The following is a 23,655-nucleotide window of genomic DNA, read 5'->3' on the forward strand; positions in this document are numbered from 1 at the left end:
GCGCCCTGAACAGGTGCGTTCCCGCGCCCGCCCCTAGCGTCGAAGCGAAGGGTGAGCAAGGGAGCACAGGTGACGGACACGGAGAGACCCCCCAAGGAGCCGGGTGCGGCGCTGCTGGGCGCCGCCCGGTTCTTCCGGCCGGGCACGCCCGCACCCGATCTGCACAGCGTCTCGTTCACCGGCGGCCGGGAGGCGGACGCCTTCTACCGGGACCGCTGGAGCCACGACAAGGTCGTGAACTCCACGCACGGGGTGAACTGCACCGGCTCCTGTCGCTGGAAGGTGTACGTCAAGGACGGGATCATCACCTGGGAGACCCAGGAGACGGACTATCCCTCGGTCGGCCCCGACCGCCCCGAGTACGAGCCCCGCGGCTGCCCGCGCGGTGCCGCGTTCTCCTGGTACACGTACTCGCCGACGCGGGTGCGGTATCCGTACGTCCGGGGCGTGCTCCTGGAGCTGTACCGGGAGGCGAAGAAGCGGCTGGGGGACCCGGTGGACGCCTGGGCGGACCTCCAGAGCGACCCCGAGCGCCGCCGCCGCTACCAGCAGGCGCGCGGCAAGGGCGGCCTGGTGCGGGCGAGTTGGGAAGAGGCGGTGGAGATCGTCGCCGCCGCGCAGGTGCACACCATCAGGACCTACGGCCCCGACCGCATCGCCGGCTTCTCCCCCATCCCCGCGATGTCGATGGTGTCCCATGCGGCCGGCGCCCGCTACCACTCCCTCATCGGCGCCCCGATGCTCTCCTTCTACGACTGGTACGCCGAACTTCCGGTGGCCTCCCCGCAGGTGTTCGGCGACCAGACGGACGTACCGGAGTCGGGCGACTGGTGGGACGCCGCCTATCTGATGATGTGGGGCTCGAACGTCCCGGTGACCCGCACCCCCGACGCCCACTGGATGGCGGAGGCCCGCTACCGCGGCCAGAAGGTGGTGGTCGTCTCCCCCGACTACGCGGACAACGCCAAGTTCGCCGACGAGTGGCTGCACCCGCACCCGGGCACCGACGGCGCGCTGGCCCTGGCGATGGGCCATGTCATCCTGAAGGAGTTCTTCGTCGACCGCGAGACGCCGTTCTTCGCGGACTACGTGCGGAAGTTCACCGACCTGCCGTTCCTGGTGACGCTCACCGAACGGGACGGCGCGTATGTGCCGGGCAAGTTCCTGCGCGCCACCGATCTGGGGCAGGAGGGCGAGGGCGCCGAGTGGCAGACGGTCGTCCTGGACTCGGTCTCCGGCCGCGCGGTCGTCCCGAACGGCTCCCTCGGCTTCCGCTGGACCGACTCCGGCAAGGGCCGATGGAACCTCGAACTGGGCGACATCGAACCGCAGTTGAGCCTGTACGGCAGTGAGGTCGCGGCCGGGGTGGAGGTGCTGCTCCCGCACTTCGCCACGGACGGCGGCGAGCACGGCCAGGGATGGGGGGACGTACTGCGAAGGGCCGTACCGGCGACCCGCCTGGGCGGAGCGGACGGCCCCCTGGTGACCACCGTCTACGACCTCCTGCTCGCCCAGTACGGCGTGTGGCGCCACGGGTTGCCGGGCAGCTGGCCCACCCACTACGAGGACGCGGGCGCCCCCGGCACCCCCGCCTGGCAGGAGCGGCACACCTCGGTCCCGGCCGCCAAGTGCATCAGGATCGCAAGGGAGTTCGCGCGGACCGCCGAGCGCTCCAAGGGCCGCTGCATGATCCTGATGGGCGCCGGCACCAACCACTGGTTCCACTCCGAGACCATCTACCGCGCCTTCCTCGCCCTGCTCCAGCTCACCGGCTGCCAGGGCCGCAACGGCGGCGGCTGGGCGCACTACGTCGGCCAGGAGAAGTGCCGCCCGGTGACCGGCTGGGCCACGCTGGCCTCGGCCAACGACTGGTCCCGGCCGCCGCGCCAGATGATCGGCACCGCGTACTGGTTCCTCAACACCGACCAGTGGCGCTACGACCGGTTCGCCGCCGACGTCCTGGCCTCGCCGCTGGGCGAGGGCAGGCTCGCCGGGATGACCGGGGCGGACTGTCTCGCGCTGTCGGCCCGTTCGGGCTGGATGCCGTCGTACCCGACCTTCGACCGCAACCCCCTCGAACTCGGCGACGCCTTCGGCGACCCGGTGGCCAAGGCGGTCGCCGAACTCCGCGCGGGAACCCTGAAGTTCGCGTGCGAGGACCCGGACGCACCGGAGAACTGGCCGCGGGTCCTGACCCTGTGGCGGGCGAATCTGCTGGGCTCGCCGGCGAAGGGCGCGGAGTACTTCACCAAGCACCTCCTCGGCACGCACTCCTCCCTGCGTGCCGAGGAGGCGACCCTCGAGGAGCGGCCACGGGACGTGGTCTGGCGGAACGAGGCGCCCGAGGGCAAGCTCGACCTCCTGCTCTCGCTCGACTTCCGGCAGACCTCCTCGACCCTGCTGTCGGACGTCGTGCTGCCCGCCGCCACCTGGTACGAGAAGCACGACCTGTCGTCGACGGACATGCATCCGTACGTGCACTCCTTCACCCCGGCCGTGGACCCGCCCTGGCAGGCGCGCACCGACTTCGACGCCTTCAAGGCGCTCGCGGAGCGGCTGAGCGAACTGGCCGTCAAACATCTCGGGGTGCGCAAGGACCTGGTGGCGGTGCCGCTCCAGCACGACACCCCGGGCGAGGTCGCCCAGCCGGGCGGGGTGGTGCGGGACTGGCGGCGCGGGGAGTGCGAGCCGGTGCCCGGGGAGACCATGCCGAATCTGACCGTGGTCGAGCGGGACTACACGGCGATCGGCGCCAAGTTCACGGCGCTCGGCCCGCTGGTGGAGCAACTCGGCCTGCCTGCCAAGGGAATCACCCTGAGGCCCGACCAAGAGGTGGCATATCTACGGGATCTGAACGGCACCGGATACCAGGGCCGCCCGTCCCTCGACACGGCGGTGAAGGCGGCCGACACCATCCTGGCGCTGTCCGGCACCACCAACGGCCGTCTCGCCACCCAGGGTTTCCGCTCCCTGGAGGAGCGCACCGGGCAGGAGATGGCCCATCTGGCCGCCGAGCACGAGGGCAAGCGGATCACGTACGCCGACACCCAGGCGGCGCCGGTGCCGGTGATCACCTCTCCGGAGTGGTCGGGCAGCGAGGCGGGCGGCCGCCGCTACACGGCGTTCGTCCTCAACACCGAGCATCTCAAACCCTGGCACACGCTCACCGGACGCCAGCACTTCTTCCTCGACCACGACTGGATCCACGAACTGGGCGAGGCGCTTCCCGTCTACCGGCCGCCGCTGGACATGAACAAGCTGTTCGGCGAACCGTATCTGGGCCCGGACGGACAACGTGAGGTGACGGTCCGTTACCTCACTCCGCACAACAAGTGGTCCATCCACTCCGAGTACCAGGACAACCTGTTCATGCTGGCCCTCTCCCGGGGCGGCCAGAACATCTGGATGTCCCCGCGGGACGCGGACACCATCGGGGTGAAGGACAACGACTGGGTCGAGGCGGTCAACCGCAACGGCGTGGTGACGGCCCGGGCGGTCGTCTCGCACCGGATGCCGGCCGGCACGGTGTACCTGCACCATGCGCAGGAACGCACGGTGGCCGTCCCCAAGACGGAGACCACCGGTATGCGCGGCGGTGTCCACAACACGCTGACCCGCCTCATCCTCAAGCCCTCGCACCTGATCGGCGGTTACGCCCAGCTGTCCTGGGCCTTCAACTACCTGGGCCCGACGGGCAACCAGCGCGACGAGGTGACGGTGATCCGGCGCCGCAGCCAGGAGGTCGAGTACTGATGCGCCCGATGGCCCAGATCGCGATGGTCATGAACCTCGACAAGTGCATCGGCTGCCATACCTGTTCGGTCACCTGCAAGCAGGCGTGGACCAACCGGCGGGGCATGGAGTACGTCTGGTTCAACAACGTCGAGACGCGGCCCGGCCAGGGTTATCCGCGCCGCTACGAGGACCAGGAGACCTGGCGCGGCGGCTGGGAGCTGAACCGGCGGGGCGCGCTGCGGCTCAAGGCGGGCGGGCGGCTCCACAAGCTCGCCGGGATCTTCTCCAACCCCAGGCTGCCGGAGATCAAGGACTACTACGAGCCCTGGACCTACGACTACAAGAACCTCACCGACGCCCCGCTCGGTGACGACTACCCGGTGGCCCGTCCGGTCTCGCAGCTCGACGGCAAGCCGATGAAGATCGAGTGGTCGTCGAACTGGGACGACAACCTGGCCGGCGCGCCCGCCCACGGCGGCCTGGACCCGATGGTCGAGCGCCTCCGCCGACAGGCGGCGGACAAGGTGAAGTTCGAGTTCGAGCAGACCTTCATGTTCTATCTGCCGCGGATCTGCGAACACTGCCTCAACCCGTCGTGCGTGGCGTCCTGTCCGTCCGGGGCGATGTACAAGCGGGCCGAGGACGGCATCGTCCTGGTCGACCAGGACCGCTGCCGGGGCTGGCGGATGTGCGTGACGGGATGCCCGTACAAGAAGGTCTACTTCAACCACGCCACCGGCAAGGCCGAGAAGTGCACCCTGTGCTACCCGCGTATCGAGGTCGGGCTGCCCACGGTCTGCTCGGAGACCTGCGTGGGCCGGCTGCGCTATCTCGGGGTGGTCCTCTACGACGCCGACAAGGTGACGGCGGCGGCCGAGACCGAGGACGAGAAGGCGTTGTACGAGGCCCAGTTGGGTGTATTCCTCGATCCGCACGATCCGAGCGTGCAGGTCGCCTGCGACGAGGCGGGCATCCCGTACGACTGGATGGAGGCGGCCCGCCGCTCCCCGGTCCGCGCGCTGATCAGCGAGTACCGGGTGGCGCTGCCCCTGCACCCGGAGTACCGCACGATGCCGATGGTCTGGTACATCCCGCCCCTGTCCCCCGTCGTCGAGGCCCTGTCCGAGACGGGCCACGACGGTGAGGACGCCCGGAATCTCTTCGCCGCGATCGACACCCTGCGCATCCCCCTCGAATACCTGGCCGAACTCTTCACCGCGGGCGACACCGCACCGGTGCGGTCGGCGCTGGAGAAACTCGCGGCGATGCGCTCCCACATGCGGGCGCTCAACCTCGGCGAGGAGCCGGACCCGGCGACCGCCAGGGCCGTCGGGATGCGGCCGGAGGAGATCGAGGCGATGTACCGGCTGCTGGCGATCGCCAAGTACGAGGACCGGTACGTGATTCCGACGGCGGCGGTCGGTGACGCACGCCGTCTGGAGGAGTCCGCGGTGCCGGACGCGTGCAGCCTCGACCACGCCGGCGGACCCGGTATGGGCGGCAACGGCCCGTTCGGCCAGAACTCGGGACGCAAACTGCTCCCTCTGGTGTCGGTGGAGAACTTCCACATCCTGCGCAGACGGCAGACCGCCGACACTCCCGACGAGGCGAAGGAGGACTGATGCCCTCGGACGCGGTGTTCTACCAGGCGGCGGCGCTCTGTCTCACCTACCCGGACGACGACTTCGTCGCCCGGCTGCCGCTGCTGCGCGAAGCCGCACCGCAACTGCGGGAGTTCACCGACCATGCGACGGTGACCCCACCGCAGGAGCTGGCCGCGCACTATGTGCAGGTCTTCGACTTCAAGAACCGGCACAGTCTCTACCTCAGCTGGTGGCAGGACGGCGACACCCGTCGCCGGGGCATGTCCCTGGTCCGGTTCAAGGAGATCTACCAGGCGTACGGCATGGAGTTCACCGGCGAGGAACTGCCGGACTTCCTGCCGGCCGTCCTGGAGTTCACGGCCCGGACCGGCAACACCGACCTGCTCACCGAGCACCGTGACTGCCTGGAACAACTGCGGTGCCGGCTGACCGACTTCGGCACACCGTACGCCAGCGTGCTACGGGTGGTGTGTGACACGTTGCCGACCGTATGCCAAGGGCCGCGCTGGTGAGCACCCTCCTCTGGGGCGCCCTGCCCTACATCGCCTTCGCCCTTCTCGTGGCCGGACTGGTCTGGCGCTACCGCTACGACAAGTACGGCTGGACCACCCGCTCCTCCCAGGTCTACGAGTCGAAACTGCTCGACATCGCCTCCCCCGCCTTCCACTACGGCATCCTGTTCGTCCTGGCAGGCCATGTCGTCGGCCTGTTCATCCCGTCGTCCTGGACGAACGCCCTCGGCGTGAGCGAACACACCTACCACCTGTTCTCCCTCTACGGCGGCACCTTCGCGGGCGCTCTGACGGTGGCCGGCCTCGCCCTGCTCCTCTTCCGCCGCCGCACCCGCGCCCCGGTCTTCCGCGCCACGACGGCGAACGACAAGGCGATGTACCTGTTCCTGGTGGCGGCGATCGTGCCGGGCATGACCGCGAAACTGACCCACGCCGGCGGGGACGGCTACAACTACCGCGAGACGATCGCCCCTTGGGCCCGCAGCCTGTTCACCCTCCAGCCGAGGACGGCCCTGATGGCGGACGTCCCGGTCCTCTACCAGGTGCACGCGGTCATCGGCATGATCCTGATCGCCATGGTCCCGTACACCCGCCTGGTCCACATGTTCAGCGCACCGGTGCAGTACCTGTTCCGCCCGTACGTGGTGTACCGGACCAGGGACCCACGGCAGCTGGGCCCCCGTCCGGAACGGCGGGGCTGGGAGACGACCCGCCGCTGACCCGTCGGAAGGAGCAATGCCTCACCCGGCCGCACCCCGCTCGTCGTCCACGATCTCCGCGTCCACCACACTCTCCTCCTCGGCCTCGGGTGCCCGCTGTTCCTCGGCCGAGCCGCCGGCTGCGCCGGCGTTCGCGTACATGGCCTGCCCCATCTTCTGGCTCACCGTGGCCAGCTTCTCCACGCCGGTCCGGAGCTCGGCGGTGTCGGCGTTCCGTTCCAGCAGCGCCTTCAGCTCGCCCACCGCGCCCTCCACCTCGGCCTTCGTGGCCGCCGGGACCTTGTCCTCGTTGTCGCGGATGAACTTCTCGGTCTGGTAGACGAGTTGCTCGGCCTGGTTGCGGGTCTCGGCGGCCTCCCGGCGGTTGCGGTCCTCCTCGGCGTACTGCTCGGCCTCCCGCATCATGCGGTCGATGTCGTCCTTGGGGAGGGCGGAGCCGCCGGTCACGGTCATCTTCTGCTCGCGGCCGGTGGCGAGGTCCTTCGCCGAGACGTGCATGATCCCGTTCGCGTCGATGTCGAAGGCCACCTCGATCTGCGGGACGCCGCGCGGCGCGGGCGGCAGGCCGGTGAGGTCGAAGACGCCGAGCTTCTTGTTGTAGGCGGCGATCTCGCGTTCGCCCTGGTAGACCTGGATGCCGACCGAGGGCTGATTGTCGGTCGCGGTGGTGAAGATCTCCGCACGCCGGGTCGGGATCGTGGTGTTGCGCTCGATGAGCCTGGTCATGATGCCGCCCTTGGTCTCGATGCCCAGGGACAGCGGCGTGACGTCCAGCAGCAGCACGTCCTTGACGTCACCGCGTATCACGCCCGCCTGCAGCGCCGCCCCGACCGCGACCACCTCGTCCGGGTTGACGCCCTTGTGCGGGTCCTTGCCGGTGAGTTCCTTGACCAGGTCGGTGACGGCGGGCATCCGCGTCGAGCCGCCGACCAGGATGACGTGATCGATCGCGGACAGCTGCACGCCCGCGTCCTTGACGGCCTGGTGGAAAGGTTTCTTGCAGCGGTCCAGCAAGTCCGTGGTCAGCTCCTGGAACTGAGCGCGCGTCAGTTTCTCCTCCAGGTGGAGGGGGCCTTCGGCGGAGGCGGTGATGTAGGGCAGGTTGACCGAGGTCTCCGTCGACGACGACAGCTCGATCTTCGCCTTCTCCGCGCCCTCGCGCAGCCGCTGCAGCGCCATCCTGTCGTTGCCGAGATCGATGCCGTACTGCCCCTTGAACCGCTTCACGAGGTGTTCGACGACCCGCTGGTCCCAGTCGTCGCCGCCCAGGTGGGTGTCGCCGTTGGTGGCCTTGACCTCGATCACACCGTCGCCGATCTCCAGGAGGGAGACGTCGAAGGTGCCGCCGCCGAGGTCGAAGACGAGGACGGTCTGCTCCTCGCCCCGGTCGAGGCCGTAGGCGAGGGCGGCGGCCGTCGGCTCGTTGATGATCCGCAGCACTTTCAGGCCGGCGATCTCCCCGGCCTCCTTGGTGGCCTGCCGCTGGGAGTCGTCGAAGTACGCGGGCACGGTGATCACCGCGTCGGTGACGTCCTCGCCGAGGTAGGCCTCGGTGTCCCGCTTCAGCTTCTGCAGCACCCGCGCCGACAGCTCCTGGGCCCGGTACCGCGTGCCGTCGACGCTCCCGCTGTCCGGGAACCGCCAGGCCGCGTCGCCCATGTGCCGCTTCACCGAGCGCGCGGTGCGGTCCACGTTGGTCACCGCCTGCCGCTTGGCGACCTCGCCGACCAGCACATCTCCGTTCTTGGCGAAGGCCACCACCGACGGGGTGGTGCGCGCCCCCTCGGCGTTGGCGACGACGGTGGGCTCACCGCCCTCCAGGACGGCCACCACCGAGTTCGTCGTACCGAGATCGATTCCGACCGCACGTGCCATGTCCGTCCCCTTCCGCCCAGGGCACTTCCCCGACTCCAGCACAAAACTTGAGCGGGCCGTTGTCAATGCCGGGTACCCCGTAAAACGACGGTGCCGCGCCCCCGGACGGGGACGCGGCACCGGGCGGGGTACGGCGGTCAGGCGAGCTTCGCCGACAGGGTGATGGTGGTGCCGGCCAGGGCCTGGCTGACCGGACAGTTCTTCTTGGCGTCCTCGGCGGCGGCGACGAAGCCGTCCTCGTCCAGGCCGGGGACCGTGCCCTCGACGGTCAGGTGGATGCCGGTGATGCCGGTGCCCGGCTGGAAGGTGACGTCGGCGTTGGTGACCAGCCTGGTAGGCGGGGTACCGGCTCCGGCCAGGGCGTGCGACAGCGCCATGGAGAAGCAGCTGGAGTGGGCCCCCGCGATCAGCTCCTCCGGGCTGGTCTTGCCGTTCGCCTCCTGGGAGCGGGCGGCCCACGTGACCGGCTGCTCACTGATACCGGAGGAGTCGAAGGTGATGACACCGTTGCCCTCGGTGAGGCTGCCTTCCCAGACGGTGTGTGCGGTACGCGTGGTAGCCACGGTTGTTCCTTTCGGCGAGTGGACCGGTTTCGCAGGTCCCATCCGATCACATCCGGGCTCAGCGCACCCGGAAGACGGGTCCCCTTGCGCTGAAGGGCAGCCGCGCACCCTGCGGGATCAGGTACGCGTGCTCGCGCCGGACCCGCAGTACATCGCACCAGCCGTCGGTGATCACCAGGAGCGGGGCGGTGGGCGGGAAGTCGTCCGCGCGGTGCAGCAGGTCGATGCCGGGCTGCAGGACGGTGCCGCCGCGCCCGTACACCCGGACCCGGCCGGCGATCTCGGTCGCCGGCAGATACCCGGCGTCGTGCGGGGCCGCGTCGCAGAAGACGACCCGGGCGGCCGGTACGTCACGGGCCTCGGCGTAGGAGGCGATCGCTCCGAGGGCCTTGCCGAGCAGGGTGCGGTCCATGGAGCCGGAGGTGTCCAGGACCACGCCGAAGGTGCAGCGGGCGACCTCCTCGGGCGGGAAGTAACGCCCCGCGCGCGGGATGTCGGGGGTGGAGGACTGGCGGCGCGAGGGGCGGGCGTACGACCGTACGGCCTCCGGGCGTGGCACGAACTCGTCGAACCAGCGGGCGAGCTGGGCGTCCCAGGGCAGCGGCGGATGGCTGAGCGCCCGGATCTCCTCGACCAGCCCGCCGGGCAGGAGACCCCGGTCCTGGGTCTGGTGCAGGTCGAGCCCCTGGCACAGACCTCGCCGGTAGAACTCGTCGAGGTCGACATAGGCACCGGGCGGTCCGAGCGGCGCGCCCAGCACATCACCGCGCCCCTTGCCGCGCAGCGTGGCCAGACGGCGGATCCGCCGCAGATCCCCCGCGATCCGGTCGTAGACCTCCTCCGCCGACAGGTCCTTCAACTCCGGGTCGTACAGCAGCCCTTCGGGCATGGTGCCGACCCGCATCTCGACCAGCCAGCCGTTGATGACGTAGTCGCAGGCGATGTTGAAGAGGTAGGGCTCGCGGCTGCCGAGGCGGTCGCCGTGGCGCAGGGCGGCGTGCAGCATCTCGTGGGCGAGGACGAACCGCCATTCCTCGTCGTCCATCGTGCGCAGCGGGTTGATGTAGATCTCGCCGGCCTCGGGGTTGACGGCGGCAACCGCGATGTCGTGGGCGCGGGCCAGTTCGGCGTCGGCGACCAGCTTGATGCCGGCCGCGATGCCGCCGAGCAGCGGGTAGGAGGAGATGAACCAGCTCAGCGCCTTTTCCCAGGGGCGCAGCGGGGTGGGCGGCCCGGACATGGAGGTGCGGCGGCCGCCGGCCAGGTCCATCGCCCGGGACATGGTGCGGGTCAGCGCGTGCGCGAAGCCGATCTGCCAGTCGGGGACCTGGCCGGCCCACTGGTTCCAGGAGAGCAGCAGCTGGTCGGCTTCGCCGCCGCTGGTGCCGGCGCGCTCGTAGGCGGCCGGAATGCCTCCGGCGCGCCGCCAGCGGGCGGCGAGCTGTTCCTCGTCACCGTCCGGGTACGACGCGGGCAGGTGGTCCGGCGTCTCGCCGACCGGGAAGGTCTGCAGGAAGCGGTTGACGACGGTGCAGCGGGCGGCGAGGTCGTAGCGGTCGGGTTGGGTGCGCGGGCCGGTGGCGGCCGGAAGGTGGCCGAAGCCGAGGTGGATGGTGCAGTGGGCCAGCGCCCAGGCCCACTCGGCGGGTTCGGCGCGGCGGGTGGCGTGGGCATGCAGTACGCCGTCGGAGTCGGCGCGCACCAGCCCTTCGTGGGGCGCGAGTTCGCACTTCTCGTGCCGGCAGATGGTGAACTCGACGGCCCGCAGGGCGGGGTTGGCGCGCAGCAGCTCGACGCCGGCCGCGAAGTTCTCCGCGGCGGGGTCCGGTTTCTTCTGGTTCTTCTGGTTGTTCCGTGGAGCGGTTCGGCTCACCGGCGGGCCTCCACGAGCCGGGGCATGTCCCGGGCCGCCTCGATCAGGAACCAGGCGGGCAGCACGGGGTTGCCGTCGGTGTCGGAGGCGATGACGGTCTGGGCGACCTCGACGGAGATCTCGGCGAGCTGCACCAGCAGCGACTTGGCGCGGTACGCGGTTTGCCGGCCGTTCGCCGACATGTGCTCCTTGTCGACGGGCAGTTCCTTGACGAGCCGCCCCCGGAACGACTCGGCGAGGTAGTACAGCAGGTCACGGTCCTCGACGCGATGCGGCCAGCCGGCGTCGCCCTTGAGGATCGCCTCGATGCCGAAGCGGCTCCGCACGATCTTGACGTAACCGCAGAAGGCGGTCGCGTGCGCGGGCGTCAGCGTGCCGTGGGCGAGGACCTTCAGCGTCTCCTCGTCGAGGTCGCGCCCGAAGGAGTGCAGGGCGTCGGAGAGCATGTGCCAGGAGCGCGGGGTGGAGAACGGCTCCTCGGTCTTCGGCGGCTTGGACCACAGGTGATCGGGCCGGTCGGTGAGATGGTCCAGGATCCAGGGGTGGATGGCGTTGCCCGCGGCCCAGGCGAGCCAGTCGTGCGCGGAGGCCTCCAGGTGGACGTGGGCCAGCCGGTTGACGAGGGCGGAGGCGATGGGCCGGGCCAGAGCGTTGTCGGTGGCCCGGTTGCCGGCGCCGATCACGATCGAGCCCTTGGGCAGCTCGTAGTTCCCGATGCGCCGGTCCAGGATCAGCGAGTAGAAGGCCTTCTGGACGTCGGGCGTGGCCGCGTTCAGCTCGTCGAGGAACAGGCAGTACGGCTCGTCCCGGGCGATCGCCTCGGGCGGGCAGAACACCGACCGCCCTTCGCGGATCTGCGGGACGCCGATCAGGTCCTCGGGCGCGAGCTGTGTACCGAGCAGACTCACACACTCCAGCCCCAGCGACTCGGCGAACTCCCGCACGAGAGAGGACTTCCCGATGCCGGGCGCCCCCCAGATGAAGACGGGCCGGACGGTGGCGAGACCGAGGAGGAGTTCGGGGATACGGGAGGGCGTGACAGTGACGGCTGCCTGCAAGAGGCTGCTCCTTGGGGGATGTTCGAGACGTTTGCGACTCGAACAGTGTGAGCCGGGGGCACCTTGGACGCAGCTGAATTTCCAGGGGGCCGGCGTGGAGCGCCCCTGTAGGGGCGCGGGGCTGTATCAATATGCGGCTCCGCCGCGTGGGCGCGACCAGCCCCCACCGGCCCGCAGTGAACGAACTACGCCGCCTTCTCCTCCTCTTCGGTCACCGGAACCTGCGGCCCGTCCGCTTCCCGAATCCACCGCCGCAGCACCCGATGCACGGCCTCGGCCCCCACAAGCTCTTCCCTCTCCCCCACCGGCGCCGAGAAATCAACCGGCGACAACAAGAACGGCCGACCCTGCGCACCCCCCAACCCCCCGTGCGACCCGATCTGTTCTTCGAACGCCAGCACTTCGCCGGACTCCGGGTCGTACCAGGAATTCACCATGACGTCGGCGGTGTGCGGGAACGAGTGGGTCCGCCGTACCGCGTCCGCCGCGCCCGCCCCGAATACCGCCAGCGGCCCCGCATCCCCGTCGAGCCTCTCGACCGGCACCTCCGCACCGTACGCACCGAGCACGACTCCACCGTGCGCTTCGCTGCGCACCAGCAGAAACCCGACGCCGGGATGGTTGGCGAGGGTGGTGAGCAGGGCCGGGTACCGCGCGTCGATCTCCTCCTTGGCCATCCGGTGCGGCACGTCCGGGAAGGAGATCAGGCCGAGGTTGCCGGAGGCGAGCACGATCGGCTCGGAGCCCCGGGTGGGCCGGTGCTTCTCCCCGCCCTCCTCGACCGGCCGACGCAGCGCCGCGCGCACCGCGGCCCGCGCCTCCGTACCGCTGTGAGTTCGCTCGGCCTGCCGCGGCACAGGCAGCCCGCAGCCGGCGCGTACCAGGTCGCCGAGGGTGAGCCCGTAGCGGGCGCGGAAGGTCTCGCCGGGGCTCTGGCCGTGGTCGGAGAGGGCGACGATCCTGTACGGCCTCGGAGCGTGTTCGGCGGCCTTCTCGATCAGGGCGAGGGCGCGGTCCAGGCGTTCCAGCACCTTCTCGGCGTCGCGGCTGTGCGGTCCGGAGTGGTGGGCGACCTCGTCGTAGGCGACCAGGTCGGCGTAGACGGCGCTGCGGCCGACGAGCAGGTCGCCCATGACCGCGGCGACGACGACGTCCCGTTCGACGACGGTGGCGAAGGCGCGGACGAAGGGGTAGAGGCCGCCGCGTTTGACGCGCGGCCGCTGCTTGCGGAGCCGGGCCGTGGTGGACTGGCCGATCTCGCGGACGACCTCGGCGAAGAAGGAGAGGGCGGTACGGACGGCGTTGGCGGGGTCGGAGAAGTAGGCGAAGTAACCGGCGCGGGAACGGTTCTCCCGGCCCCGGCGCCGGGTGGCGATGGACAGGACGAGCGCCTGTTCGTCGGCGCCGCCGCTGAAGAGGTTGCCACGGCTGGCGCCGTCCAGGGTGAGCAGGCCCCCGTCGGCGGTGCGCTCGACGGCCCGGCGCTGGAGCTCGGCCGCGCTGGTCGGCCGGTTGCAGACCATCACCTCCCGGTGCTCCTTCTCGTACCAGCGGAAGGCGGGGACGTCGAAGTTGGAGCCGTGCAGGATGCCGAGCTGGCTGGCGCCGGTCTGGCTGGACCAGTCGGTGCGCCAGGGGGTGAGCCGGTGGGTGGGGTCCTGGAGCCAGCGGGCCACGGTGGGCATCAGGCCCTTGTCGACGGCGGCGGTGAGGACGTCGTGGCCGACTCCGTCGAGCTGGAGGAAGACAGTGCCGGGGACGGCCGGGCACGGCGGATGGGACGTGCGGCGGCGGGTGGCGAGGCGGGAGAGCCGGCGCCGGTAGGCGTCGTCGTCGCGGACGGCGAGGGCACCGCCGGTGGCGGAGGCGACGGCGGACATCACGGCGGCGACGATCACGGCGGTCTCCGGCGCGGCCTCGCTCTGCCCGGAGGGGTTGATCCGCAGGGCTACGAGGAGGAGGGAGCCGTTGAGGAAGAAGACCAGCAGGCCGAGAACGAGGGCGGGCACGAGCAGCAGCAGCCGTACGAGAAGGGGCCATACGACGGCCGACAGCACACCGAAGGCGCCGGCGCCGAGGGCCGCGGTCACGGCGATCCGGGTGGCGCTGTCACCGTCCGGGGACTGCAGCTGGAAGTCGGGCAGGATCCCGGCGAGCACCAGCATCGTGACGGTGGAGACCGCCCACACCGTGACGCTCCGCCCGATCTGACTGACGACCCGCCGCCACCGCACGCCCCACCGACCTCACGTCCACGCCCCGCGCCGGCCGCGGGTCCCGTGCGGGCAACACTGTCATACGGCGGCGGGGCGCAAGCGGGTTCACCTGCCGTCGTACCCGGCCGTGGGCATCGACAGTCTCCGGTGGATCATGGCCTTCATGCGGGCGTCGTAGCGTGGTTCGGCACGGCCCACGGTCTCCACCCGGACCCCGCGCCGCGCGCACTCGGCCGTGAAGTCGTCGACCGACGAGAGCGCGCTCTCCAGGACCCGTCTGCTGGGTGCGACGAAGACGTCGAGGCCGGGCCGGACCCCCGCCCACAGGGCGCTGTGGTCGTGACGCAGGCCGCGGACCAGGAGTTCGCGGGCGATGACGTACCCGTGTTCCACGGCCCAGCGGGCGCACATCGCGTGCTGGCTGCGGGAGTCGACCAGGAAGGGGTCGATCTCCAGTTCCTCCAGGGGCGTCAGACTCGCGATCGCGGTCACCCGCACCGGCGCGAGCCCGCCGGAGGCACCCCGCGACTGTCCCATGGCGTCCCCCTCACCTCCGGGTTTCGCCGCCGACCATACTCCTGCACGTAGGCTTCGGGGAGTCGCGCGAAGGAGGCAAAGAAGGTGCCGGTGGAGATCACCTGGTGGGGTCACGCCACCTGCACGATCGAGGATTCGGGCGTACGCGTGCTCACCGATCCTCTGTTCGCGCGCCGGCTCGCGCATCTGCGCCGCCGCCGGGGCGCCCCGCCCCCGTCCGAGGCCCGGCATGCGGACCTCGCGCTCGTCTCCCATCTGCACGCCGACCATCTGCACGTCCCCTCGCTCGCCGGGCTCGCGCCGGGTACGCGCCTGCTGGTGCCCCGGGGCGCACCACGGGCGATACCCGCGCTCCGGCGTCTGGACCGGCTGCGCATCACGGAGGTCGGGGTCGGGGACGAGGTGCACGTCGGCCCCCTGGTCGTGCGCGCCGTACCCGCGCTGCACGACGGCCGGCGGCTGCCGGTCGGCCCGCACCGCTCCCCCGCCCTCGGGTATGTCGTCGAGGGCGCGGCACGGACGTACTTCGCCGGGGACACCGGGCTGTTCGACGAGATGGCCCAGGTGGTCGGGCCGGTGGACGTGGCCCTGCTGCCGGTCGGCGGGTGGGGGCCGTATCTCGGCGAGGGACACCTGGACGCCGGGCGGGCGGCCCGGGCGCTGGCCGCGCTGGCACCCCGCAGCGCGGTGCCGGTGCACTACGGGACGTACTGGCCGATCGGCATGGACGCGGTGCGCCCGCACGAGTTCCATGCACCGGGCGACGAGTTCGTGCGCCTCGCGGCCGAGTACGCGCCGCAGGTGACGGTGCACAAGCTCGGCCACGGGGAGCGTGTGCGGCTGGAGGTCGCACGGTGAGACTGCTGGTGGTCATGGCGGCCGCCGGATCCACGGCGGCGACCTCGCCCGCTACCGAGTCCACGCAGCAGGCGATCGGGTATCCGACGCTGTTTCTGCTGGTGCTGATAGGCGCGTTGGTGCCGGTGGTGCCGACGGGGGCGCTGGTGAGTTCGGCGGCGGTGGTGGCGTTCCACCAGACCGCGCCGTTCGCTCTGGCGCTGGTGTTCGTGACGGCTTCCCTGGCGGCGTTCCTGGGGGACGCGGCGCTGTACTGGCTGGGGCGGCGCGGGATGGGGTCGAGGAACGGGTCGCGGTGGCTGGCGGCGATCCGGGGACGGGCGCCGCAGGACCGGCTGGAGCAGGCGCAGGCGAAGCTGGCCGAGCACGGGGTGTCGGTGCTGGTGCTGTCGCGGTTGGTGCCGGCCGGTCGTATCCCGGTGATGCTGGCGTGTCTGCTGGCGGACTGGCCGCTCAGGCGGTTCGCCCGGGGGAACGCGCCGGCGTGTCTGGCGTGGGCGGCGACCTATCAGGTGATCGGGATTCTGGGTGGGTCGTTGTTCCCGGAGCCGTGGGAGGGGGTCGTGGTGGCGGTCGCGCTGACCGTGGTCATCAGTGTGGCACCGGGTTTGTGGCGGCGGGTTCGGTCTACGGTGTGAGGGTGTGTTGCGGCGCGCGGGTGCGTTGTGGGGCGCGGGTGCGTTGTGGTTGCTCGCGCAGTTCCCCGCGCCCCCAAGGGGGCGCCCTAGTCGACGGCGCTTTGAAGTGCCGTCCGTTCCAGGATTTTTGAGCCGCCCACCGGCAGATCCCACAGGTTCACCCGGTCCAGCCCCGCACTCGCCCAGGCCGCCCGTACCCGCGTCAGCGGTTCCAGGACCGGCTCTGCCGAGAGGATGAACGTGCCCCAGTGCATGGGCGCCATCCGCTGTGCGCCGAGGTCCTGTGCCGCCCGGACCGCCTCCTCCGGGTCGCAGTGGACGTCGCTGAGCCACCAGCGGGGGTCGTAGGCGCCGATGGGGAGGAGGGCCAGGTCGATGCCGGGGTAGCGGCGGCCGATACGGGAGAACCAGTGGCCGTAGCCCGTGTCGCCGGCGAAGTAGACGCGCCGGCCGTCGGGGGCGGTGAGGACCCAGCCGCCCCAGAGACTGTGGCAGGTGTCGGCGAGGCCGCGCCTGGACCAGTGGTGGGCGGGGACGAAGTCGAAGCGGATGCCGGAGAGTTCGGCCGCCTCCCACCAGTCCAGCTCGGTGACGGTGGTGAAGCGGCGGCGCCGGAACCAGCGGCCGAGCCCGGCCGGCACGAACACCGGGGTGTCGCGCGGGAGTCGGCGCAGGGTGGGGGCGTCCAGGTGGTCGTAGTGGTTGTGGCTGATGACGACCGCGTCGACGCGCGGCAGGGTCTCCCAGGCGACGCCGACGGGGGTGGTCCGGGCGGGGGTGCCGAGGATCCGGCGCGACCAGACGGGGTCGGTGAGGACGGTCAGGCCGCCGATCCGGACGACCCAACTGGCGTGTCCCGCCCAGGTGACGGCGACGGTGTCGGTGTCGACGCGGGGCAGCGGGCCGGGTTCGTAGGGCAGCCGGGGGATGTCGGCGAGCCCCTCGCGGCCGGGGCGGACGGACCCCTCACGGGCGAAACGGGCCATCGCCTTGAGGCCCGGCAGCGGGGCGGTCAGACGGTCGTGGAAGGTCCGCGGCCAGACGCGGAGTTCGCCCAGGGGCCGGGGGTCGGCGAGCGGCGGGAACGGCGGCGCATGCGGAGCCGGGGCCGTGGAGGTGGCGGCGTCCCCGGTGGTGGCGGCTGTCATTGTGGGGGCGGCCGGCAGGACGGACCCTGACTCGGGCTCATGCGTCTGCTGCGTCATCGAGGAGGCTCCCATCGCCGAGCATCGTCGCGGAGGCCGTCCAGTACCGACCCCAAGGACATCAACGCGCGTTGCACGTGTGGCAGTTCCAACGGTGCGGGTGACATGAGGCATTCCAGGCGTTCCTCGTCGGTGCGGCCCAGCAGCGGCCCGGTGGCGAACCGTACCCGCAGTGCCGCGAGGTCGTCGCCGAAGCGGTGGCCGCCGGGCGCGGGCATACCGAGCCGGGCACCGAGGAAGTCCTCCAACTCCTGTGCGTCGCCGACTCCCTGGGCGCCGAGCGCGGCGCGCAGGGGTTCCAGGTCGGCGTACAGATGACGGCCGGCCTGCGGCGGCCGGGCCAGCCCCCCGCCGGCGACCACCACGCCGTGCGCCGCGGCGGCCAGGCGCGCGTGCAGGCGTACGGCAGCCTCCCGGCGTACGACGACGGGCTCGGGCTCGTCGAGCGCGTAGCCGGCGGCGACCGCGACCGGGCCGGCGAGGCGGGCGCCCATCGCGGTGAGGACGTCGAGCACGCGCGCGTGCAGGGCCGTACCGGTGTCGCCCTCGGGGAACCGGGCGACGGCGGCGGGCCAGCCGGCCGGAAGCAGCGCGCCGGCCAGGTCGGTGACGACGCTGACCCGTTCCGGAAGCATCTCGGCGGGGCTCAGCAGCACGGTGGCGCGCGGGGCGTGCAGGGTGTCGCGCCAGGTCTCGTCGCTGACCAGATGGAGGCCCTCGCTGCCGGCCGCCTCCACCGTCTCGTGCAGCAGTTCGGGCGGGGCGACGGTGGCGGTCGGGTCGTCCGCGATCGACAGCACCAGTAGCCGCGGGTCACCGCCTTCGTCCCGGACCCGGCGCACGGTCTCCAGCAGCGCGTACAGGTCGGGTACGCCCCCGGACTCGGCCGGGGTGGGCACATGGAAGACGGGCCGGCCGAGCAGTCTGGCGTACGGCGCCCACCAGGCGGCGCAGGGGCGCGGCACGAGGACGTCGCCGCCGAGCGCGGCGGTGAGGGCGAGCAGCAGGGCGGGGGCGCCGGGGCCCGCGGCCACGCGATCACCGGTGACGGCCAGTCCGCGCCGCTCCCAGTACCCGCAGGCCGCGTCGATCAGCGTGGCCCCGCCGCCGACGGGCTCCTCCCCGCCCCGGCCCGCGGCGGCGGCCAGCGCGGCGGAGAGCTCGGGCAGGACGGGCAGCCCGTCGTCGGGCGGGGCCGGCCCGTACCGGACGGGTCCGTGGCCCTCGGGAAGCGTGTGCAGGCCGGGCCCCGCGTGGCCCTCGGGATCCGTCCGCCGCATGTCCGCCTCCGCGCAGTCCGTGGTGCCGAGTGCTGTCCGGTCCGGGCCGTGCACCGCCGTCGGCCGCGGCGGCCGGCTCAGCCGTCGGTGCGGAACCGGCCGCCCCACAGCCGGTACGCCGCGCCGGCGCAGGCGGCCGCGATCAGCACCGCACCCGCGACGAGAGCGGGAACCGAGTCGGTGAAGGCGCCCCCTTCCCCGGCCTCCACCCCGTGCTGCACTCCCGGCGGAACACAGGACGCGTCACCAGCACGCGCCCCGCCACACTCCTGCCCGCCCTCACAGGACGCACCCTTCGACTCACCGCACGTCCGCCCGTCACCCCCGCACGACAACTGCCCACCGGCACAGGGCCGCTCACCGTCCCCCCGGGAACCCGTCTCGTCGTCCCCCCGAGGACCAGTGGCATCGTCCCCACGGGAGCCTGTGACGTCACCCCCGCGGGCACCCGTCCCGTCGCCCCCGCGCGGGGCCGTTCCGTCGTCCCCCAGAGGAGGCGCCGTGCCACCGGCAACCGGCGGAACCACGCCGCTGTCCCCACGAGAACCCGTGACGTCACCCCCGCGGGCACCCGTCCCGTCGCCCCCGCGCGGGGCCGTTCCGTCGTCCCCCAGAGGAGGCGCCGTGCCACCGGCAACCGGCGGAACCACGCCGCTGTCCCCACGAGAACCCGTGACGTCACCCCCGCGGGCACCCGTCCCGTCGCCCCCGCGCGGGGCCGTTCCGTCGTCCCCCAGAGGAGGCGCCGTGCCACCGGCAACCGGCGGAACCACGCCGCTGTCCCCGCGAGGAACCGAGCCGTCATCCGCTCGGACACCCGAACCGTCGTCCCCCCGAGGAACCGTGCCACCCACTCCCGGGGAAACCACGCCGTCGTCGCGCAGGAAATCCGTGCCGCCGAGTTCCGGAGGGACGTCGCTGCCGTCGCCCCGGTCGATCGTGAAGTGCGCGCTCCAGGGCCTTGCCCGTCCCCCGCCGGCGGCCGGGCAGGTCCCGTCGACGTTCGAGGCGCCGGTCCGCTCGGTGCCGGCCGTGGCATCCGTCGCGTTGCCCTCCGTATAGGCCTTCTCCGTGTCTCCGGCGGCGACCTGGGCGGTGCCCCGGTAGGCAAGGCCGGCCGTGCCCTGACCGACCTTGGTCAGCCGTACGGTGTGCTCGGCGAACGCCGGTGAGGAGGCGTCCAGGGTCGCGGGCGCCTGCCCGCCGCCGCCCTCGCAGGTGACGGAGACGGTGACGGTGGCCCCGGGCCGGGCCTTGCCCGGGGCCGCCTCGGCGGCGGGGTCGGCCGCGGCGGCCGTACCACCGGCGGCGCCCAACGCGGCACCCGCCAGGACGGCGGCGGACAGGGCGCGAACGGTGCGGCGCATGGCGTGGGCTCCTCAGGACGTACGACTCCGGAGACACGCGGCTCGTGCCCCCGCAGCCATCACAGCCCGCCCCACGCCGTGCCGCGCGCGGCCGACCCCCATTCGCGGGACTTGCGCCTCCGTTCAGGTGACCGGGCGCCCGAAGGATCCGCCCCCGGATCCCCGTGTCGGTCCCGCCTCCCCGGGTACGCGTTCCGCACCCCTTGATGTACCTGGAGGGAGACATGCAGCGAGGCAGTGACCGGCTGAGTGTTCGCCGGGACGACGAGATGAAGCATGAGCTGCGCGGGCTGCTCAGGTCCGGGCATCCGACGCGTACCGAGGACTGGAACGACCCCGAACCGCCCGCTGAGGACGATCCGGAAGTGTTCCGCGCCCCGGTGATGCCGTGGAGCAGTGAGCGGCCGTCGCTCGCGACGATACGGCTGGAGCTGGCCCGGTCCCTGACCCGGCACGACTTTCCGGCGCAGCCGAGGGAGCTGGCCGGCGTGCTGCGCCGCGGGAACGCCCCCGACGCCTTGGTCCAGCGGGTGTCCGGGCTGCCGCGTTCGAAGCGCTACGGCAACCTGCTGGCGCTGGCGGAGGCGGTGATCGGCGGGGAGTGAACCGGAGCGACGACGTCGAGGAAACCGCGCCGCCGGCGGGCAGCCCTGCCCGCCGGCGGCGCGGTACCGAGGACCGCGGCACCTCGGCGGACTCGTTCGGGGCGCCGGCCGGTCGACCGGCGTGACCTGCGGCGGGTCGGTCCGCCGGGCTCAGCTCGCCGGGGTCTGCGGTGCCGCCACCTCCGCGCAGCTCCGCTCCCGGGCGCCCTCCCGGGTGCGGCCGGCGGCGACGACGCGGCGCGGGTTGCGGCGCAGGTATTCACCCTCCAGCTGGGCCATGCGCTCGTTGTGCGCGCGCAGCGCGTCGTTGGAGCCGTACAGCAGGGTGTCGTGGCGCGTCCGGTGGATGGTCTCCAGCTCCTTCATGAGCTGCTGGTCGTCCAGCCGGCTGGGGTCGACTCCGGTCATGGTGGTACCCCGCTCGTCGTGTGGGTCCCGGCGGTCCGGATTCCTGCATCCACTGTACGAAGGTCCGGGCTCCCGGGCCTGTCGTCTAGCGTGCGCGCTCCACCCGGCGCTCGTCCCAGACCGGCTCGGGGGTCTCGCGGACCCGGCCGTCAGTGCCGAAGACCAGATAGCGGTCGAAGGAGCGGGCGAACCAGCGGTCGTGGGTGACGGCGAGCACCGTGCCGTCGAAGGCCTCGAGCCCCTCCTGGAGAGCCTCGGCGGACTCCAGGTCGAGGTTGTCGGTCGGCTCGTCGAGTAGCAGCGCGGTCACACCCTGCAGCTCCAGCAGGAGGATCTGGAAGCGGGCCTGCTGGCCACCGGAGAGGCGATCGAAGGTCTGTTCGGCCTGGTTGGTGAGCTCATAGCGGCGCAGGCGGGACATGGCCGCGCCGCGGTCCTGGGAGTGTTCCGTCCACAGGATGTCGAGGAGGGTACGGCCCTGCAGCTCGGGGTGGGCGTGGGTCTGGGCGAAGTGTCCGGGCACCACCCGCGCGCCCAGCTTCCACTGCCCCGTGTGCGCCACGTCCTCGCCGGCCAGCAGCCGCAGGAAGTGCGACTTGCCGGAGCCGTTGGAGCCGAGGACGGCGACCCGCTCGCCGTAGAAGACCTCCAGGTCGAAGGGTTTCATCAGACCGGTCAGTTCGAGTCCGGCGCAGGTGACGGCCCGTACGCCGGTACGGCCGCCCTTGATGCGCATCCTGATGTCCTGCTCGCGCGGCGGCTCCGGCGGCGGGCCGGCCTCCTCGAACTTGCGCAGCCGGGTCTGCGCGGCCGCGTACCGGGACGCCATCTCGTGGGAGACGGCGGCGGCCTGACGGAGCGTCAGCACCAGCTTCTTCAGCTGTGCGTGCTTCTCGTCCCAGCGGCGGCGCAGCTCCTCGAAGCGGGCGAAGCGCTCCCGGCGGGCCTCGTGGTAGGTGGCGAAGCCGCCGCCGTGCACCCAGGCGTCGGCGCCGGCCGGCGAGGGCTCCACGGAGACGATCTTCTCGGCGGCGCGGGCGAGGAGTTCCCGGTCGTGGGAGACGAACAGAACCGTCTTGCGGGTCTCCTTCAGCTGCTCCTCAAGCCAGCGCTTGCCGGGGACGTCGAGGTAGTTGTCCGGTTCGTCCAGCAGCAGCACCTCGTCGGCGCCGCGGAACAGCGCCTCCAGCACCAGCCGCTTCTGCTCACCGCCGGAGAGGGTGCGCACCTGCCGCCACTGGGCCTTCTCGTAGGGCACCCCGAGCGCGGCCGTCGTGCACATGTCCCAGAGCGTCTCGTGCTCGTAGCCGCGCACCTCGGCCCAGTCGGAGAGGGCCTGCGCGTAGCGCAGCTGGGCGGCCTCGTCGTCGACGGTCATGATGCCGTGCTCGGCCTGGTCGACGGTGCGCGCGGCCTCGCGGATCCCCGGCGGGGCGACCGACACCAGCAGGTCGCGGACGGTCGTCTCGTCCCGTACGGAGCCCACGAACTGGCGCATCACGCCGAGGCCGCCGCTCGCGGTCACGGTGCCGCCGTGCGGCTTGAGCTCGCCGGAGATCAGCCGAAGCAGGGTGGTCTTGCCGGCACCGTTGGGACCGACGAGGGCGACGGCCGCCCCTTCGCCGACCCTGAAGGACACATCGCCGAGCAGGGCCCTCCCGTCGGGGAGGTGGTACTCGAGGTGCGCGGCTTCCAGATGTCCCATGGTCAGGGATTCTGCGGGGCACCACCGACCTGGGGCAAACCGTTATCGAGTAGTCCGTCGGGTGCGGCCCGGTGGGGGCTGGTCGCGCAGTTCCCCGCGCCCCTGAAGGGGCGCCGAGTGGACGCCCCTGAAAGGGGCGCGGGGAACTGCGCGAGCAACCACAACGCGCCCGCACCCGGGACTCACCGGCGCCCCCCTACTCCGCGGCCGGCTCCAGCGGCTCGCCCGTCGGTCCGCTCACCCCTGTCGGTTCCACGACCGCGCCCTCCCAGGACAGGGCCTTCCAGCCGTCGGCCGGGGAGCCCTCCAGGACGACCACGCCCGTGTTGTCGAGCGGGCGGGACGCGGCGTAGGGGACGTCGACGTTGTCGGCGCGGGCCGCGGTCCACAGGCGGATCGCGGCGCCGTGACTGATCATCGCGACCGTGCCGGCGCCGCTCGCGGCGGCCTCGGCGATCACGGCGTCGTAGCGGGCCAGGGCCTCGTCCCCGGTCTCGCCGCCGGGCATGCGCAGCGCGGTGTCGCCGCCCGCCCAGGCGAACACGGTCCGCATGTACTGCTCACCGGCCTCGGAGTGGCCGGGCAGCATCTCCAGGTCGCCCGCGGAGACCTCCCGGATGCCGTCGCGGACGATCGGGTCGAGGCCACGGGCGGCCGCCAGCGGCGCGGCGGTGAGCTGGGTGCGGGTCAGAGTGGATACGTAGAGGGCGGCAATGTCCTCGCCGGCGAGGGCCCCGTTCAGAGCCGCCGCCTGCTGCTCGCCGAGCGCGGTCAGACCGGGGCCGGGTACGGCGGTGTCGAGCAGGAAGTCGACGTTGGTCGGGGTCTGTCCGTGGCGTATGAGGAGCAGGCGCATCCGGGGGTTCCTCTCACTCGACCGCACCGCGCATCGACAGG

The 23,655-nt window shown here is 72.0% G+C and carries 19 protein-coding genes; 7 read left to right on the plus strand and 12 right to left on the minus strand.

The window, feature by feature from the left end; genetic code table 11:
• Positions 1 to 69: 69 nt before the first annotated feature.
• From EDD90_RS08360 to narI, 4 genes are read left to right on the plus strand one after another with little or no spacing between them, the layout of a single operon-like run.
• Complete coding sequence (locus EDD90_RS08360) at positions 70 to 3,753, plus strand: nitrate reductase subunit alpha (RefSeq protein ID WP_123972472.1); 3,684 nt, start codon at positions 70 to 72, stop codon at positions 3,751 to 3,753.
• Positions 3,753 to 5,357: a nitrate reductase subunit beta gene (narH, locus tag EDD90_RS08365; protein ID WP_123972473.1), complete on the plus strand. Its 1,605-nt coding sequence runs from the start codon at positions 3,753 to 3,755 to the stop codon at positions 5,355 to 5,357. Before EDD90_RS08360 ends, narH begins: the two co-directional genes overlap by 1 nt.
• Complete coding sequence (gene narJ, locus EDD90_RS08370; protein WP_123972474.1) at positions 5,357 to 5,851, plus strand: nitrate reductase molybdenum cofactor assembly chaperone; 495 nt, start codon at positions 5,357 to 5,359, stop codon at positions 5,849 to 5,851. The genes narH and narJ overlap by 1 nt, the downstream gene beginning before the upstream one ends.
• A complete protein-coding gene (narI, locus tag EDD90_RS08375) occupies positions 5,848 to 6,570 on the plus strand; it encodes a respiratory nitrate reductase subunit gamma (protein WP_123972475.1) in 723 nt (240 codons plus the stop codon). Before narJ ends, narI begins: the two co-directional genes overlap by 4 nt.
• A gap of 21 nt (positions 6,571 to 6,591) precedes the next feature.
• Here narI and dnaK read toward each other — a convergent pair whose 3' ends face one another.
• From dnaK to EDD90_RS08405, 6 genes are all read right to left on the minus strand, one after another.
• Entirely contained in the window at positions 6,592 to 8,445 is a 1,854-nt protein-coding gene (gene dnaK / locus EDD90_RS08380) for a molecular chaperone DnaK (RefSeq protein WP_123972476.1), read from the minus strand.
• 137 nt (positions 8,446 to 8,582) lie between these two features.
• Positions 8,583 to 9,008: an OsmC family protein gene (locus EDD90_RS08385; protein ID WP_123972477.1), complete on the minus strand. Its 426-nt coding sequence runs from the start codon at positions 9,006 to 9,008 to the stop codon at positions 8,583 to 8,585.
• A 58-nt stretch (positions 9,009 to 9,066) separates the two neighbouring features.
• A complete protein-coding gene (locus EDD90_RS08390; protein WP_123972478.1) occupies positions 9,067 to 10,881 on the minus strand; it encodes a DUF2201 family putative metallopeptidase in 1,815 nt (604 codons plus the stop codon).
• On the minus strand, positions 10,878 to 11,939 hold the full coding sequence (locus EDD90_RS08395) for an ATP-binding protein (RefSeq protein ID WP_123972479.1): 1,062 nt from the start codon (positions 11,937 to 11,939) through the stop codon (positions 10,878 to 10,880). The genes EDD90_RS08390 and EDD90_RS08395 overlap by 4 nt, the downstream gene beginning before the upstream one ends.
• 185 nt (positions 11,940 to 12,124) lie before the next feature.
• The gene (locus tag EDD90_RS08400) at positions 12,125 to 14,173 is read right to left on the minus strand and encodes a phage holin family protein (protein WP_311737202.1); all 2,049 of its coding nucleotides are present in this window, start codon (positions 14,171 to 14,173) and stop codon (positions 12,125 to 12,127) included.
• An 87-nt stretch (positions 14,174 to 14,260) separates the two neighbouring features.
• A complete protein-coding gene (locus EDD90_RS08405) occupies positions 14,261 to 14,692 on the minus strand; it encodes a hypothetical protein (RefSeq protein ID WP_123972480.1) in 432 nt (143 codons plus the stop codon).
• An 84-nt stretch (positions 14,693 to 14,776) separates the two neighbouring features.
• Here EDD90_RS08405 and EDD90_RS08410 point away from each other — a divergent pair, with 84 nt between their 5' ends.
• The gene (locus EDD90_RS08410) at positions 14,777 to 15,550 is read left to right on the plus strand and encodes an MBL fold metallo-hydrolase (protein ID WP_123972481.1); all 774 of its coding nucleotides are present in this window, start codon (positions 14,777 to 14,779) and stop codon (positions 15,548 to 15,550) included.
• A gap of 14 nt (positions 15,551 to 15,564) precedes the next feature.
• Positions 15,565 to 16,188 carry a DedA family protein gene (locus tag EDD90_RS08415; protein ID WP_123981017.1) on the plus strand — a complete coding sequence of 208 codons (624 nt, stop codon included), beginning with the start codon at positions 15,565 to 15,567 and terminating at the stop codon, positions 16,186 to 16,188.
• Positions 16,189 to 16,274: 86 nt separating this feature from the next.
• Here the strand turns inward: EDD90_RS08415 and EDD90_RS08420 are convergent, their stop codons facing one another.
• The 3 genes from EDD90_RS08420 to EDD90_RS08430 all read right to left on the minus strand — a co-directional run bounded on the left by EDD90_RS08420 (position 16,275) and on the right by EDD90_RS08430 (position 20,040).
• Positions 16,275 to 17,393 (minus strand): MBL fold metallo-hydrolase, encoded by a 1,119-nt coding sequence (locus EDD90_RS08420; RefSeq protein WP_185148987.1) that lies wholly within the window; start codon positions 17,391 to 17,393, stop codon positions 16,275 to 16,277.
• Positions 17,390 to 18,673, minus strand: coding sequence for an aminotransferase class I/II-fold pyridoxal phosphate-dependent enzyme (locus EDD90_RS08425; RefSeq protein WP_123972482.1), 1,284 nt, complete (start codon positions 18,671 to 18,673; stop codon positions 17,390 to 17,392). Before EDD90_RS08425 ends, EDD90_RS08420 begins: the two co-directional genes overlap by 4 nt.
• Positions 18,674 to 18,750: 77 nt before the next feature.
• Positions 18,751 to 20,040: a hypothetical protein gene (locus EDD90_RS08430; protein WP_123972483.1), complete on the minus strand. Its 1,290-nt coding sequence runs from the start codon at positions 20,038 to 20,040 to the stop codon at positions 18,751 to 18,753.
• Between the two features lie 224 nt (positions 20,041 to 20,264).
• On the opposite strand from EDD90_RS08430, the gene EDD90_RS08435 reads away from it, so the two are divergent.
• Complete coding sequence (locus EDD90_RS08435) at positions 20,265 to 20,645, plus strand: DUF2795 domain-containing protein (protein ID WP_123972484.1); 381 nt, start codon at positions 20,265 to 20,267, stop codon at positions 20,643 to 20,645.
• Between the two features lie 150 nt (positions 20,646 to 20,795).
• Here EDD90_RS08435 and EDD90_RS08440 read toward each other — a convergent pair whose 3' ends face one another.
• The 3 genes from EDD90_RS08440 to EDD90_RS08450 form a co-directional block, all read right to left on the minus strand.
• Complete coding sequence (locus EDD90_RS08440; RefSeq protein ID WP_123972485.1) at positions 20,796 to 21,053, minus strand: DUF6158 family protein; 258 nt, start codon at positions 21,051 to 21,053, stop codon at positions 20,796 to 20,798.
• An 85-nt stretch (positions 21,054 to 21,138) separates the two neighbouring features.
• Entirely contained in the window at positions 21,139 to 22,758 is a 1,620-nt protein-coding gene (locus EDD90_RS08445) for an ABC-F family ATP-binding cassette domain-containing protein (RefSeq protein ID WP_123972486.1), read from the minus strand.
• A 196-nt stretch (positions 22,759 to 22,954) separates the two neighbouring features.
• Positions 22,955 to 23,614, minus strand: a complete 660-nt coding sequence (locus EDD90_RS08450) for a histidine phosphatase family protein (protein ID WP_123972487.1) — start codon at positions 23,612 to 23,614, stop codon at positions 22,955 to 22,957.
• Positions 23,615 to 23,655: the final 41 nt, after the last annotated feature.

The organism is Streptomyces sp. Ag109_O5-1 (genome assembly GCF_003814875.1).
Taxonomy (GTDB): Bacteria; Actinomycetota; Actinomycetes; order Streptomycetales; family Streptomycetaceae; genus Streptomyces; species Streptomyces sasae.